This window comes from Nannocystis bainbridge (genome assembly GCF_028368995.1).
Classification (GTDB): Bacteria; Myxococcota_A; Polyangia; order Nannocystales; family Nannocystaceae; genus Nannocystis; species Nannocystis bainbridge.
Map to the genome: position 1 here is coordinate 1,514,507 of NZ_JAQNDL010000002.1, position 13,893 is coordinate 1,528,399.

General features: G+C 69.8%; 13 protein-coding genes. 5 read left to right on the forward strand and 8 right to left on the reverse strand.

Going from position 1 to position 13,893, the window contains the following annotated elements; all coding sequences use genetic code 11:
- The first annotated feature begins 13 nt into the window (after positions 1-13).
- Positions 14-2,149 carry a redoxin domain-containing protein gene (locus POL25_RS23570; protein ID WP_272088397.1) on the forward strand — a complete coding sequence of 712 codons (2,136 nt, stop codon included), beginning with the start codon at positions 14-16 and terminating at the stop codon, positions 2,147-2,149.
- Positions 2,150-2,184: 35 nt separating this feature from the next.
- On the opposite strand, the gene POL25_RS23575 is transcribed toward POL25_RS23570, so the two are convergent.
- On the reverse strand, positions 2,185-2,724 hold the full coding sequence (locus tag POL25_RS23575; RefSeq protein ID WP_272088398.1) for a tyrosine-type recombinase/integrase: 540 nt from the start codon (positions 2,722-2,724) through the stop codon (positions 2,185-2,187).
- 256 nt (positions 2,725-2,980) lie between these two features.
- Between POL25_RS23575 and POL25_RS23580 the strand changes: the two genes are divergently transcribed.
- Together POL25_RS23580 and POL25_RS23585 are read left to right on the forward strand one after the other, a co-directional pair.
- Positions 2,981-3,991: a hypothetical protein gene (locus POL25_RS23580; RefSeq protein ID WP_272088399.1), complete on the forward strand. Its 1,011-nt coding sequence runs from the start codon at positions 2,981-2,983 to the stop codon at positions 3,989-3,991.
- A 143-nt stretch (positions 3,992-4,134) separates the two neighbouring features.
- Positions 4,135-4,692, forward strand: a complete 558-nt coding sequence (locus POL25_RS23585) for a dihydrofolate reductase family protein (RefSeq protein WP_272088400.1) — start codon at positions 4,135-4,137, stop codon at positions 4,690-4,692.
- Between the two features lie 65 nt (positions 4,693-4,757).
- Here the strand turns inward: POL25_RS23585 and POL25_RS23590 are convergent, their stop codons facing one another.
- The 3 genes from POL25_RS23590 to lepA form a co-directional block, all read right to left on the reverse strand.
- Positions 4,758-5,402, reverse strand: coding sequence for a hypothetical protein (locus POL25_RS23590; RefSeq protein WP_272088401.1), 645 nt, complete (start codon positions 5,400-5,402; stop codon positions 4,758-4,760).
- Positions 5,403-5,857: 455 nt separating this feature from the next.
- Positions 5,858-8,194 carry a signal peptidase I gene (lepB, locus tag POL25_RS23595; RefSeq protein WP_272088402.1) on the reverse strand — a complete coding sequence of 779 codons (2,337 nt, stop codon included), beginning with the start codon at positions 8,192-8,194 and terminating at the stop codon, positions 5,858-5,860.
- A 9-nt stretch (positions 8,195-8,203) separates the two neighbouring features.
- Positions 8,204-10,015 carry a translation elongation factor 4 gene (gene lepA / locus POL25_RS23600; protein WP_272088788.1) on the reverse strand — a complete coding sequence of 604 codons (1,812 nt, stop codon included), beginning with the start codon at positions 10,013-10,015 and terminating at the stop codon, positions 8,204-8,206.
- A gap of 288 nt (positions 10,016-10,303) precedes the next feature.
- On the opposite strand from lepA, the gene POL25_RS23605 reads away from it, so the two are divergent.
- On the forward strand, positions 10,304-11,350 hold the full coding sequence (locus POL25_RS23605) for a hypothetical protein (protein ID WP_272088403.1): 1,047 nt from the start codon (positions 10,304-10,306) through the stop codon (positions 11,348-11,350).
- A 35-nt stretch (positions 11,351-11,385) separates the two neighbouring features.
- Here the strand turns inward: POL25_RS23605 and POL25_RS23610 are convergent, their stop codons facing one another.
- From POL25_RS23610 to POL25_RS23620, 3 genes are read right to left on the reverse strand one after another with little or no spacing between them, the layout of a single operon-like run.
- Complete coding sequence (locus tag POL25_RS23610; RefSeq protein WP_272088404.1) at positions 11,386-11,673, reverse strand: hypothetical protein; 288 nt, start codon at positions 11,671-11,673, stop codon at positions 11,386-11,388.
- A 2-nt stretch (positions 11,674-11,675) separates the two neighbouring features.
- A complete protein-coding gene (locus POL25_RS23615; RefSeq protein WP_272088405.1) occupies positions 11,676-11,825 on the reverse strand; it encodes a hypothetical protein in 150 nt (49 codons plus the stop codon).
- Complete coding sequence (locus POL25_RS23620) at positions 11,801-11,983, reverse strand: hypothetical protein (RefSeq protein WP_272088406.1); 183 nt, start codon at positions 11,981-11,983, stop codon at positions 11,801-11,803. The genes POL25_RS23615 and POL25_RS23620 overlap by 25 nt, the downstream gene beginning before the upstream one ends.
- 113 nt (positions 11,984-12,096) lie before the next feature.
- Between POL25_RS23620 and POL25_RS23625 the strand changes: the two genes are divergently transcribed.
- Entirely contained in the window at positions 12,097-12,714 is a 618-nt protein-coding gene (locus tag POL25_RS23625) for a hypothetical protein (protein WP_272088407.1), read from the forward strand.
- Between the two features lie 26 nt (positions 12,715-12,740).
- Here POL25_RS23625 and POL25_RS23630 read toward each other — a convergent pair whose 3' ends face one another.
- Positions 12,741-13,766 carry a hypothetical protein gene (locus tag POL25_RS23630; protein WP_272088408.1) on the reverse strand — a complete coding sequence of 342 codons (1,026 nt, stop codon included), beginning with the start codon at positions 13,764-13,766 and terminating at the stop codon, positions 12,741-12,743.
- Positions 13,767-13,893: the final 127 nt, after the last annotated feature.

Sequence of the window (13,893 nt, forward strand, 5' to 3'; positions counted from 1 at the left end):
TGTCAGAACGACCATGTGCCTGGCGCTCGCGCTGACGCCGGTCGGTTGTTCCCGCGCCGCTCCCTCTCACTCTCACGGGCAGCTCACCTCCGAAGTCGTCGATCCCGCGGACGCGGCCGCGGACGGGTTGCGCGCTCGCCTCACCGCCGACGACGCTTTCGGATGCGCCCGCGACGGCGAGGCGCTCGTGCGGCAGCACCCCGCGAGCCGACGCCTGCGCGCGTGGTGGATCGGCTGCGTCTCCGCGGCCGGGCGCCGGACCGAGGCCGCAGCCATGTCTGCGGCGATGCTGTCCGCACCGCGAGGTGACCCGTGGGCCCGGCTGGCGGAGGTGCTCGCGGCCGTCGGCGGCGGCACGATCGTCGATCCGGCGCTGCTCGGCCGCTCCGAGGCGCTGCTCACCGACCTGCCGAACCACGCGGACGCCGTCGTCGCCCGCGCGTGGCTGCTGCTGGCGATGCACCGCGCCGCCGACATCCTCGCGCTGGCGGCGGCCGAGTCGGGCACGCCGGCGTCGGCGCGGGTCTACGCCCTCCTCGACGCCGCCCGCAGCGACCCCACCCGCCTGCCGGAGGCCCTGTCGGTGGCAGGCGGCGTGGCGCAGGACGACCCGGAATTCGTCGCGGTGGCGGTGACGGCTGCCGGGCTGCTCAGCCAGCAGGAGCGGTCGGTCGAGGCGCTCGAATGGGTCGAGGCCGCGCTCGCGCACGCTCCGGGCGCGCCGTCGCTGCTGCGCCGGCGCTGGCACTTGATGCAGGAACGAGCGGACGTCGGCGACATCGCCGACGCAGTGTTTGCGGACATCGACGACGTCGTCGCCAGCTGGCCCGATCGGCCCGACGTACTCCTCGCCGCCGTCGACGGCGCACGGGCCGTCGGTCGGGCCGGCCACGCCGGGCTGCTCGAGCAGCGGCTCCTCGCCGAGTACCCCGACAGCCCCGAGGCCGAGTCGGTGTTGTACCGCCGCCTCGACCTGCGCGACGCCGCCGGCACGCGCCTCGACGTCGAGGCCTCGCTGCTGCGCGACACTATGCTCGCGGCCTTCCTCGCGCGGCCGATCCACCACGACCCGCGCAAGCTCGCCACGGTCGCCCGGTGGCGCTTCGAAGCAAAAATGGCCGTTCCTTCGGCCACCCCCGAATCGATCCTCGCCGCCGTCGAGGACATGATCGCACACGAGCCGGTGGTGCCGTCGCCGAAGCTCGTCGGTGCGCGCGCGCTGTTCGACCGCACCCCCTTCCACGACCGCGCCGGCGAGCTCGCGCGCGCGGGGATCGAGGCGAGCGAGAGCTACGCCCGCGCGTGGCGTGAGGCCGGCTCGCTCCACGTCGACATGCTGCGGCGCGATCACGTGACCGTCGGCAGCACGATACTCGGCAACCTAGCTTTGAAGTCTGGTGACCTCGACGCCGCCCAGGCTGCGTTTCGGCGGGCCGAGAGCAACAGCCTCGGCCCGTTCGCCGACCTCCAGCTCGGCCTCGCCGAGGTCGCCCGCCGCCGCGGCGACCGCGACGCCGCCGAGCTCCACCTCGTCGCGGGGCTCTCCCTCCCCGGCGACGGCGGCGAGCGCTGCCGCGGCGCCCTCGTCGAGCTCTACCGCGCCCGCACCGGCAGCACCCAGGGTCTATCGCAATACATGGAGGGCCTCGAGGCTGGCTCGGCCGAGCGCCGCAAGCGGCAGGCCCTGGCCTCCTACGACGAATCCGCCGCGCCGCTGCCCGACTTCTCGCTGCGCAGCACTGACCACCGCGAGGTCACCCTCGCGTCGCTGCGCGGCAAGATTGTCGTGCTGCACTTCTGGTTCAAGACCTGCGCCGGCTGCCTGCTGGAGATGCCCGAGTTATCCGCGTTCGCCGCGGCCCACGCCGGCGACCCGGACGTCGCGGTGGTCAGCATTCATTACGGCGGCAGCCTCGGCGCCGTCGCCGAGTGGGTACGCGCGCAGAGGCTCCCGTTCACCGTGCTGATGGATGACGGCTACGCCGAGCGCATCGGCGTCCACAGCTATCCCACCACCTGGTTCCTCGACCCCGAGGGCCGGCGCCGCTTCGACGAAGGCTTCGGCTACACCCGACACTTGCGCGAGGAGTTCGAGTGGCGAATCGAGGCCCTGCGCGCCCGCGCCGCCCCGCCCGCGAACTCCGGCTAGTAGCCGCTGTCGGCGGGCTCGTCGAATCCGCGGCCTCACGTTCGCGGATGGGCTCGGTAGTACTCGGCCGCGAGCCAGCCAAGGTCGAGCTTCGTGTAGCGCTGCGTGCTGCTCAGGCTTGCGTGGCCCAGCATCTCCTGGATGCTTCGCAGGTCGCAGCCCCGCAGCAACAGGTGCGTGGCGAAGCTGTGGCGGATCCCATGAGGCCCCACGCGGACCTTGGCCTCGACCGCCTTGCAGCGGCGATACACCAGCTCTCGAACAGTGCGGTCGCTGAGGCGGGTGCCGTTCCTGCCGAGGAAGAGGGACGGGGCGGGGGCGATGAGCAACTGGTGACGCACCTCGAGGTACCGCTGCACCGCTGCCGCGCCGAGGGTTCCAATGGGAACAATGCGGTCCTTGTCCCCCTTGCCGCGCACCACCCGGATCGTTAGCTCGTCGCAATCCCAACGAAGATCATCAACATCGAGCGCAACGCACTCGGTGACGCGTAGACCGGCCCCGTAGAGCACCTCGAGGACCGCGCGGTCACGGAGGCCGCGAGCGCCCTGCGCATGGCCTGGCCCTTCAATCATGTTCTCAAGGTCGCTGAGCGCGGCGGGCCGGCCGTGTCGGCGCTCAACTCCGTTCGCAAACCCGTGGAGGTCGCCTGAGTAGGCGCGGGCGGTGTGCGGCGAGAGCCGCCGCACGCACGTGATGAACCGAGGAAGCGCTTTATAGCGTTGCGCAGCACACGCTCGATCTACCGCCACAGCCTGTGGGCAACTTAGCCTGAGTGGAGCATGTCTCGTGAGAGATATCTGTTTTTGGTTTGCCTGAAAGGGACTTCGCTTGATGTCCGTGCTGCCACGCAACGGCCGCCACCATCGCGCCGCTACCTTGCGGGCGAGGGGCGAGAAGGTGGCCATCGCCAGGTTGGGGGATGCCCTCGAGGAGGGCACAGGCAACCACAGCTTGCGCCGCCGCTCGGCCGCGAATCGCTCGACCACGGACGCGCAGTCCCAGTGCTCGACCCTGGACAGCGCGGGACCCCGCGACCACGCCATGTCCCAATGCGCGACCGCCTGCCCCAAATGCCCCGTCACAATCGTCGCCGACATCACCGAGCGAGCGAGCTCGTGGTATCGTCGGTGCGTGAGCCAGGGAAGGCTGATGGCAGCGATCCTGACGCTCGGTACCGTGGGGGCCGCGGTGTGGCTGTCGGCATCGCGCGGCGAACTGCAGACCGCGACGGACACTCCGCCTCTGACTGAGGCATCAAAGGCGCCCCGGGTCTCGTGGCGGCTCGACCCGCTTATCACCGAGGCGCTCGCGCGCCACCCGAAGCTGCGGGCGTACTTCGCTACGATGAGCTACGACGAGTCGTTCCGCGTCGGCGGCGATCTGGCACAACGCGGCATGTGCAGCCTGGCCGACGAGCAGCTGTTACGCGTGGTCGCGCTGCAGCTCCGGCAGACGGAGCTGCTGGGCGACCGCGCGTGCGAGATGCTGCTGGCGGGCGACGGGTTGGTGGCGGTGGCGGCGATGGAGCTGCTGCCCGACACCGAGCTGCGCGAGTTCATCACCTACAAGACGCTGGCGCAGCTGCTGGCCCTCGAGGGCGCCGAGATATCGCTGACGCCGCAAGAGGCGGCGGCCGAGCGCGAACGCCGGCTCGCGGAGGTGCGAGGGTCGCTGTCGGCGGAGGCACGGGCGGCGTTCGAGACGCAGGCGTGTTTCTCGGAGGAGACGATGTTCCGCTCCGCGCTGGCGCTGGCGCCCGCGGAGGGCGGCCGGATGATCCGCGCGTTCCTCGAACCGTCGTGTCGGGCGCTCCCGCCACCCGCTGCGGCGAAGCGCTGAGGCCCTGCGACGTCGTTCCGAGCGGCCTGAAAGGGATTTCGCTGGACCGATCTGCTGGTTCGCTCCTGGCGCACATCCTCAGCGACAAGTTCTGCCACGGCCTGCCGTTCCATGGCCAGGAGTGTACGGCTTAGACTCGCCGCATGGGACTCTTGACCTTCAGCATCAACGTCACCCTGGACGGCTGCGTCGACCACCAGGAGGGAATCGCCGACGATGAGACACACGCCTTCTTCACCCGCCTCATGGACGAGGGCGGGGCGATGCTGTGGGGCCGCGTCACCTACGAGATGATGGAGAGCTACTGGCCGGCGGTCGCCCGCGGCGACGAGGAGGCGGCGCCGCCGATGCGCGAATGGGCGGTCAAGCTGGAGGCCAAGCCGAAGTACGTGGTGTCGTCGACGCGAAAGGACTTCCCGTGGACCAACAGCCACCACATCGCTGGCGACCTGCGCACGGGCGTGCAGAAGCTCAAGGACGCGACCCCGGCCGGCGTGCTCCTCGGTAGCGGGAAGCTCGCGACCGAGCTGGACCGGCTGGATCTGATCGACGAGTACAATTTCCTCGTCCACCCCAGGATCGCTGGCCACGGCCCGACCCTGTACCAGAGCGGGCTGCCCAGCACGCGACGGCTCGAGCTGGTCTCGGCGAAGCCGCTCCGCAGCGGCGCGGTCGCCATGCACTACCGGCGCGCGCGCTGACTCAGAGCACACACCAGCCGAGGATCTCGATCGATTGGGCAATGGCCCGTGACGCTCGTCGAAAGTCAGCGCCTGAAGCGGATGGTGACCGAAGCGACCGCCGCGGCTGAGTTCGTGCCGGTGAAGCGGGCGATGATAGCGTCTCCTTGGGCGACCGTCGCGGGCGGGGGCACGGCCCCCCTCGGGGTGAACGCGGCGGTTCCGTTGGCCAACGTAACGAGGCTGCCCGGAACCAGGACTCCGCCCGCGAGCTCGAGGGACACCGACAGGGGGCCGCCTGCGATGTTCGCGTTGGCGATGAGGCTCAAGAAGTCGATGGCGCCGCTGATCGGCGCGACGCCGGCGACTGCTGCGGGGAGCACCGAAGCGTTGGCGAGCTGGAGGGTGATGGCAGCGGAGTCCGCGACCGTGACGTCGACCCGATCGTTGACCGCGTTGTCCGCGACGCTGACGGCGCCGATGAAGTTGAGCCTGGGCCGCGATCCTTGGAGCACGCCGCCGCCCTGGACCTCGACGTTGACCCGGTGTCGATGGTCGGCTCGCGCGACGAAGGTGGAGACGCCGGCGTCGTTCGTGACGCCTCCCGCGGTCGCCGGCGCCGGCGAGGCGGGCAGGGGATGTTGGTGGTCCGCGCGGGCGGCCTCTGGCATCGCGCCGACCTGAGCTGCATCGCCGACGTCGATCTGGGTCGGCGGCTGGTTCGTCAGCACCCGGCAAGGACGACGGCCCTCGGCCGGACTCTCTTTTGCCGATAATAGTTATTATGTTAAGTTAAAGAGGACAGGCAGCCAGGGGCGCCGGGCGGACGTTCTGGCTCGTCGGCGCCTGGCAAACCCTGGCTCGTCGGCGTCTTCTTGCAAGCCAGCCTTCGGCACTCGAAGTTCCGGTGAGAACCTTTGGGCTCCACGCATGCGAGTGACCAGGATCCTCGAACCCTATTCTGCGACGAGAGCTCAACAACTTCGGTCCCCGTTGTCCGGCTCTGCTCGATGGTCGGTCGTCAGCGCAGCCGATGTCCGCTCGACGACGGTCGTCATCACGCCGGTTATCCGCTCCACGACGGTCGTCCATCGCAGCGATCACTGCGCGAAATGTTCCGGCGCGCACTCATGCCCGTGCGCCGCCGCGCGCCGCACCGCCGGCATGTCTCGATGCCCGGAGCCGGTCAGCGGATCGGCAGCCAGAAACGGCTCATCGGCAGCCAGATCCGCTCCGCGCGGCCCTTTACGTTGCCGCGCGGCACATACGGCTGCGGGCGTTCGGCCGCCGGATCGACGAAGTTGCTGGCGTCGTGGGCCTTTTGGTACGCGCGCTTGGCCAGGTCGCGGGCGACCTCCGGCGTCGGGCACAGGCCCACGCTGCACTGCATCCGGATCACGACCTCCGTCGCGGGCACCGCAAACGCGTACTGCGTGCCGTTGCCCGAAACCGCGTCGCCGGTGATCGCGCCGCTGGCCACGCTGTCGTCGACCTTGGCGTTCGGGATGTCGGCTTGCAGCGCGGCCAGCTTCTCCGCCAGGCCCTCGGTCGGCCGCAGCCACACCCACACCCCGAGGCTGTACGCCACGTCGCGGACCGTCGCGTCGAGGCGGATCCGGTCGTACTCGTAGCGCTCGCTGACCGGAAGCTGCGGCATCTCCTTGTAGCCCGGGATGTCGCCCGGCGGCAGCAGCTCGGGCAAGCGCGTGCGATCCTTGCTGACCGAAGGGACATGTCCTTCGACGCTGCGGACCAGCGCCAGCAGCTCACGGTCGCTCGCGCAGCGCTGGCGCCCGCACTCGAGGCTGAACGCGACCAGGCTCTTGGCGTCGGCGCGCACGTATGTGAATTTTTGCTCGTCCTCGACCAGCCAGCCGTCGTCGCCGGCCTCGTTGACGACCTGCCGGGCCAGCGAGCGCGAGCTGCCCGCGGCCGCCAGCGCCGTGTCGCGGACGAAATCGACGCTCTCGTCGGGCGCACGCCAGGCGCGTAGCCGGACCAGGCCCGCGGGGCTCGCCGGCTCGGCGCCGGTCTTGCTGTAGCGGCGCTCGAGGAACGTCTCGGCGGTGGCGCTGCGGCTGGTCCAGTGCTGCGAGTAACGGGCGGTGTTGTCGCCGTCGAGGATCTGGCGCGCGTCCTGGCCGCGGTCACGGCCCCAGCGCTCGACCACCTCGGCGACCTTCTCGGCCACGCGACCGGGCGTGCGGCACACCGCGTTGCCGCAGCGCAGGCGCATCACCGCGTCGGGGTCGACGCGGAACACCGCGTCCTGGGCCACCTCGCCCGCGCTGAGCGTGATGGCCGGGATGTCGGCGCCGACCCGCAGCAGGCGCTCGCGCAGCTTGGCGTTGCCCTTGCTGCCGAGCCGCTCGTCGCCCTCGATCAGGGCCGCGAAGGTCGTCGCCCTCCCCTCGCCTGCCGTCAGCGCCTTGTACACCGCCTCGCTGCCGAGCACCGGCTGCCGCCAGATCTCGAGCTCGAGCCCGTGCGCGTCGCTGGCGTGGTCGGCGATGTAGAGGATGTGATCGAAGCTGGCGTCACCGCGGGCCGAGACGTCGTCGGGGCGCGTCAGCGAGAACAGCTTCTCGTCGGTCAGGTCGCGCAGGTCCTTGACGCTGAGCAAGCCGTCGGCCGCCACGGCCTCGACCTGGCGCGTCCACGCCAGGCTGTCGTGGCTCTCGTTGCGGTTGTCGCCCATGACCAGCAGGTGGCCCTCGGGCACCGTCCACTCGCCCACCCTGCGGGCGCCGGCGCGTGGGTCGAGGTTGGTCTTGTAGCGGACCACGTACGTGTGGCCGTCGAGCGTCTCCTCGAACAGCTCGCAGTGCGGGACCTGCTGCGTGCCGCTGTCGTCGCGGCACTTCTCGGGCAGCTTGTTTCGCTTCAGCTCCTCGAACTCGGCGTCGTCGCTGCGGCGGATGCTGACCTTGTTGCCGTCGACGCGGATGGTGTCGCCGGCCAGGCCGATGACGCGCTTGATGAAGTCTTCGGACTCGTCGATCGGGTAGCGGAAGACGACGACGTCGCCGCGCGCGATGTGACCCCAGCGCTCGCCGACGACGGTGGTCGTGAACGGGACCTGGATGCCGTAGATGAACTTGTTGACGAAGATGTGATCGCCGGCGACGAGCGTCGGCATCATGCTGCCGCTCGGGATCTTGAACGGCTCGTACAGGCACGAGCGCAGGCCCAGCGCCACGAGGACCGCGACGCCGACGTTCTCGATCGTCTCGCGCAGCGGGCTCTTGCGGGCGAAGCTGGCGTGCTGGTGCAGCAGCTCGTCGAGCCGCTCGGCCTCGTCCTCGGCCTGGTGCCACTGCTTGGCCTCGCGGTGGCGGGCCAGCGCGTCGACGCTGGCCCGGATCGCCTGCGCGGGCTCGGGCGCGATGCGCCCGCCGTACTTCTTGAGGATCCGGTTGGCTTCCTTGACCAAAAGCCCGGCGGCGGCCTTGACGCTACCGGTCGAGCGGCGCCCCTCGGGTTTGGCGGGGCGCGGCTCCTGCGCTTGCTGCGGCGTGGTCACGGAGACTCTCTAGTCTAGCTTCAGGATCGCGTGGAAGGCACCTTGCGGGATTTCAACGTTGCCGACCGCCTTTAGACGCCGCTTGCCGCGCTTCTGCTTCTCCAACAGCTTGCGCTTGCGCGAAATGTCGCCGCCGTAGCACTTGGCGAGCACGTTCTTGCGCAGCGCCTTGACTGTGGTCCGGGCGATGACGCGGCTGCCGATCGCGGCCTGGATCGCCACCTCGAACTGCTGCTGCGGGATCTCGTCCTTCATTTTGATGCAGAGGTCGCGGCCGCGGTTGTAGGCGTTGTCGCGGTGGCTGATGAGCGAGAGCGCGTCGACGCGCTCGCCGTTGACCAGCAGGTCGACGCGCACCAGCTCGGCGCGGCGGTACTCGCCCTGCTCGTAGTCGAGGCTGGCGTAGCCGCGCGACAGGCTCTTGAGGTGGTCGTAGAAGCCGAACACGACCTCGGCGAGCGGCATCTCGTAGGTCAGCTGGACCCGCTTCGAGGTCTGGTACTTGATGTCGAGCTGGATGCCGCGGCGGTCCTGGCACAGCTTGATGATCGCGCCGAGGTACTCCTCCGGCAGCTGGATCCGCGCGGTGATCATCGGCTCCTCGATCGCCTCGTAGTCGCCGATGTCCGGCATCTTGGCCGGGTTGTCGATCACCGACTCGGTGCCGTCCTTGAGGTACACGTTGTACTTCACGCTCGGCGCGGTGGTGATGATGTCGAGGTCGTACTCGCGCTCGAGCCGCTCCTGGATGATCTCCATGTGCAAGAGGCCGAGGAAGCCGAGGCGGAAGCCGAAGCCCAGCGCGACCGAGGTCTCGGGCTCCCACGTGACGCTGGCGTCGTTGAGCGTCAGCTTGGCCAGCGCGTCGCGCAGCTCGGAGTAGTCGGCGTTGTCGGTCGGGAACACGCCGGCGAACACCATCGGCTGCACGACCTTGAAGCCCGGCAGCGCCTCGGCCTTGGGGTCGTCGGCGGCCGCGACGGTGTCGCCCACCTTGGAGTCGACGACCTCCTTGACGTTGGCGACCAGGTAGCCGACCTCGCCCGCCGACAGCTCGGCCATACTCGTGATCTCGGGCGCGTAGGCGCCGACGTCGATGACGTCGTAGCCCTTGCCGGTCGCCATCATGCGGATCTTGTCGCCGGCGCGCAGGCGGCCGGAGAACACCCGCACCATCGAGATGACGCCCTTGTAGCTGTCCCACCACGAGTCGATGATGAGCGCCCGCACCGGCCGCGCGACGTCGCCGCGCGGCGGGGGGATCCGGAGCACGATCGCCTCGAGCAGGTCGGCCACGCCGAGGCCGGTCTTGGCCGAGACCAACAGCGCGTCGCTGGCGTCGAGCCCGACCGCCTCCTCGATCTGCCGCTTCACGCCCTCGACGTCGGCGCTCGGCAGGTCGATCTTGTTGATCACCGGGATGATCTCGAGGTTGGCGTCGAGCGCCATGTAGACGTTGGCCAGCGTCTGCGCCTCGACGCCCTGGGTGGCGTCGACGACCAGCAGCGCGCCCTCGCAGGCGGCCAGGCTGCGCGAGACCTCGTAGCCGAAGTCGACGTGCCCGGGCGTGTCGATCAGGTTCAGCGCGTACGTGACGCCGTCGTACTTGTACGACATGCGCACGGCCTGGGCCTTGATCGTGATGCCGCGCTCGCGCTCGATGTCCATGCGATCGAGGTACTGCGCCGTCTTGTCGCGGTCGGTCAGCAGACCGGTGGCCTCCATCAGACGATCGGCGAGCGTGCTCTTGCCGTGGTCGATGTGGGCGATGATGCAGAAGCTACGGATCGTGGGCCGCTCGGGAGCGGTCGGATCGACCATACGTGGGACGGACTTGCTCATGTCGGATGGCGGAGCGGTGAGCGGAGGTGCGGCGCGGAGGTCGTGGAGCGAAACCAGAGGCCGCGTCGGCTGCGGGAGTTCGGGGGCCGCGGAGCCGCGCGGAGGGCCCGGGAGCGCCGCGCGAGGAGAAAGGCGGTCGCCCGCGGCGATCGTCAGCCGCGGCTAGTAGCACAAGACGCGCCGCCGCGCCTGCGCCGGGGCCGCGGGAGGGGTCACATTTTGCCCTCGGCTTGCGAGAGGCGCCTGCCGTCCCCTAAAGTGTGTCCGGTGATCCCCGTCCTCGCTCGCCCGGCCGCGCTGCTCCTGCTCCTCGGGCTGGCCGGCTGTGCAGCCAAGGCCAAGGCCACCGCCGCCCCCACCGCCGCGTCGACGCCCGACAACGAGCCGCCACACAAGATCGAGCCGATCCTGCCAGTGCGCCAGGTCGCGCTGATCCCGCTGGCGATCGACGGCCAGCACTGCGACGCGACCGGCAAGCGTGTGCAACAGCAAGACTCGAACTACGACGGCCGCGCAGACATCGTCACGCTGATCGGCGGCCGCGCGCCCGACGAGGGCCGCACGCGCTGCCAGCAGGCCGACTTCAATTTCGACGGCCGCCTCGACGCGTTCCTCCACTTCGACGCGTCCGGCGAGCTGGTCCGCGAGCAGTACGACCAGGACTTCGACGGCCGCATCGACCTCGGTCGCCACTACGAAGCCGGCAAGCCGACGCTCGACGAGCAAGACACGGACTACGACGGCTACGTCGACGCCTGGCGCCGCTACGACAAGGGCCGCCTGGTCCGCATCGACGCCGACCGCGACCGCGACGGCAAGCCCGACGTGTTCACGTTCTTCGTCCAGGGCACGATCGACCGCGTCGGCTACGACACCGACGGCGACGGCAACGTCGACGCGTGGGACCAGGACGTGGCCCGCCGGGCCAAGCTGGCGCTCGAGCGCCGACGCAAGGCCGACCGCGAGCTCGGCAGCGAAGAATTCGTGGACGCGCCCAAGGCCGAAGAAACCAAGCCGGAGGCGGCAGCAGAGGCGGACAAGAAGGGCGCGAAGGGCAAAAAGTCCGAGGCGAGCAAGCCCGAGGCGAACGCGAAGAAGACCGAGGCGAGCAAGCCCGACGCGACCAAGCCGGCCGACGCGAAGCCGGCCGAGGCGAGCAAGCCCGAGACGAAGCCGAGCGAGGCGAGCAAGCCCGAGACGAAGCCGAGCGAGGCGAGCAAGCCCGCCGCGGGCGCGAAGGATGCCAAGGACGCGAAGCCGGCCGAGGCCGACAAGAAGCCGGCCGCGCCGACGACCTACAAGAAGCGCGGCTGAGCACGCGCCGCCGCTGGACGCGTTCGAGCCGGTCCCTACGAACTTGCGGAAGGCGCCACCGTCACCTCGGTGCGGTCGAGCCAGAAGGCGTCGACGTGGTAGGTCTTGCGGTCCTCGGAGTAGACCGTATCACCGCCGGCGATGAAGACCATTCCCGGCTCGCTTGCGCAGTCCTGCGGCGTGGTCGGGGCCGGGGCCTCGCTCGGAGGCACCGCCGCTGCGGGGGCCGCCTGAGCCTGAGCCGGCGCGTCGGTCGCCCTCGGCGCCGACCCGCAGGCGAACGGCGTGATGAAAGAAAGCGTTAGATATACGGCCTGTCGCATCGTCATGAGCGTCGCAGCGCGGAGGCTTCCTTGATGTGTTTGATGACGGTCTCGTTGCTGGACTTGAGGTCGCCGACGACGTCGAGGAGGTCGACGAGCGAGCTGAACGCCTGCTCCCCTTTCTCAGCTAGCGGATGCGCACGTGCAGCCATGAACATGGGAGCTGCGACCGCGCTTCCACGTGCGCATGCACGGCGGCGACCAGAGCGGCCTTGTCCGTGCCTGCGGCCTTGGCCACCGCCTCGGCGGCGGCGGCGATCGTGGTCTTGCCGTTCATCTTGCGCGGCACTTCCGCCACGTTCGGATCCACCGGGCCCGGTTCCTCGCGGAAGAGTCTCCGATATCGTCGTCTCTGCGCCGATCAGCACAGGGCAGATCGCCCTCCATTTGGGGGGCGCTGCTCACCGTGATACACATGACCGCATGGCACGCCAGAGATCTCTGATGGTCATCGCCGCCGTCGCCGCCCTCTTGGCGCTCCCCCCGTCACGCGGCGACGCTTGCGAAAACGCCGTGCTAGCGACGGACAAGAGCGTCGCCTCCGTGAAGGAGGCCGAGGTGATCCTCAACGGCGGCGACCCGAAGGAGGCGCGCCGCAGGATCCAGGAGATCCTCGGGGGCGCGGATGAGTTCGACGAACGGACGCCGAGCGCCAAGGGCCTCACCAAGCGTGCCAAACGCATCATCGCGCTCGCTGACGTCCGGCTCGACGACCTCCGGAGCGAACACCGCAAGGTCTTCCTCGACAACGCCGTCTCGGTGCTCTCGTGGCTCGCCGCCGACAGCCCGAGCGACGCTGCCAAGAAGGCCGACCTCGCCGAGGCGCTCGCCAAGACCAACGCCGGCAAGGCCAAGAAGATCCTCGAGGACCTCGCCAAGCACGATGTCGTTGCGACCCCCTACGCCTACGCCGCCCTCGCCCGTCTGCGCGCCTCGGACGGCGACGAGAAGGGCCGCGACGAGGCGATGGCCAGGTGCAAGCAGATGGCGAAGCCCGAGAAGGTCAGGTCGATCTGCAAGCTCACGCAGGGGGCGCGCTAGCGCCTGCCCCACCACCCCCTGGACCTTCAACCGTCTCGCCGCAGCACCACCCCCTGGAAGTACAGCGGCACCGGATCGGTCGGGTTCGGACAGTCGCCGGCCATCTGGTGGAGGTCGTGGTGGCGGCGGGCGTAGTTCACGATCGCCCGGTAATCGCCGACATCGGCGCGGGTCCGATCCGGCACCAGGACCACGTCCCCCGCTTCGGCGAACTCGAGCAGCAGGCGCTCGTACGAGTCGTTGTCGTGGCAGTCGACCGGCACGCCGCAGCTGTCCTCGTTGAAGCTGATCGAGATCGGCGCCAGGAAATCGGGCAGCCCGGCGGGCAGCGCCGTGTCGGCCTCGTGGGCGGCGAGCAGCAACGGTGGGTCGAGGGTCTCGTCGCGCAGCGCCAGCCACTGATTGGTCCAGAAGATCCCGCCCCGGGCCAGCCAGTCGAGTTCCAGCGCCTGTCCTGGCTGCAGCGACAGGGTGAACTCGGCCGGCGCGACCGCGACCTCGACGATCGCCGTACGGTCGCCGCAGTCGAGCGAAATTTCGAAAAGGTCGGGCTGCGTGACCTCGACGACCGTGCACACGCCGGTGAATTTCTGCTCGTTGCCCTCGATCTCGGGCCACACGTCGAACAGCACCCGCGCGTAGTCTTCGGGCCCGGCTTGGCCGTCGGTGCATACCGGATCTGGCCCGCCCGTGCTCGCGGTCTCGCCGGTCTCGCCGGTCTCCACGGCGGTCGTCTCGCCCGGGCCGGTCGTGGTGCCTTCCGTCGTCGTGGTCGTCGCGGTGGCCTCCGTGGTCTCCGTGGTCTCGCTGTCGGCCGTCGAAGCCTCGCTGGTACCCGTCGGCCCGTTCGCGGTGGTCGTCAGCGCTGGCTCGTCGCCGGTGACGCTCGAGCTCATGGTCGCGGTATCCGGGGTCGTGTCCGTCCCCGTGCCCGACTCCGGCCCCGGGTTCGAATCGGTGTACTGCCCCAGGTCGCCCTGCAGTGGACAGCCCGTGGCTCCCACGAGCGAGGTGATGAGGACGACATGGAACGGGAGCTCCGGAGCGCGCATGGATGGCATCGAACGGTACTTTCCCGGTCGCCGCGATTTCCGTGACGGACCCTCGCGCGCGCCCGAGAGTTTTTTTGGGCGCGCCCCGAAGGTCAGCTCGAGCGACGCGGCCCGGAGATCCTCGCGA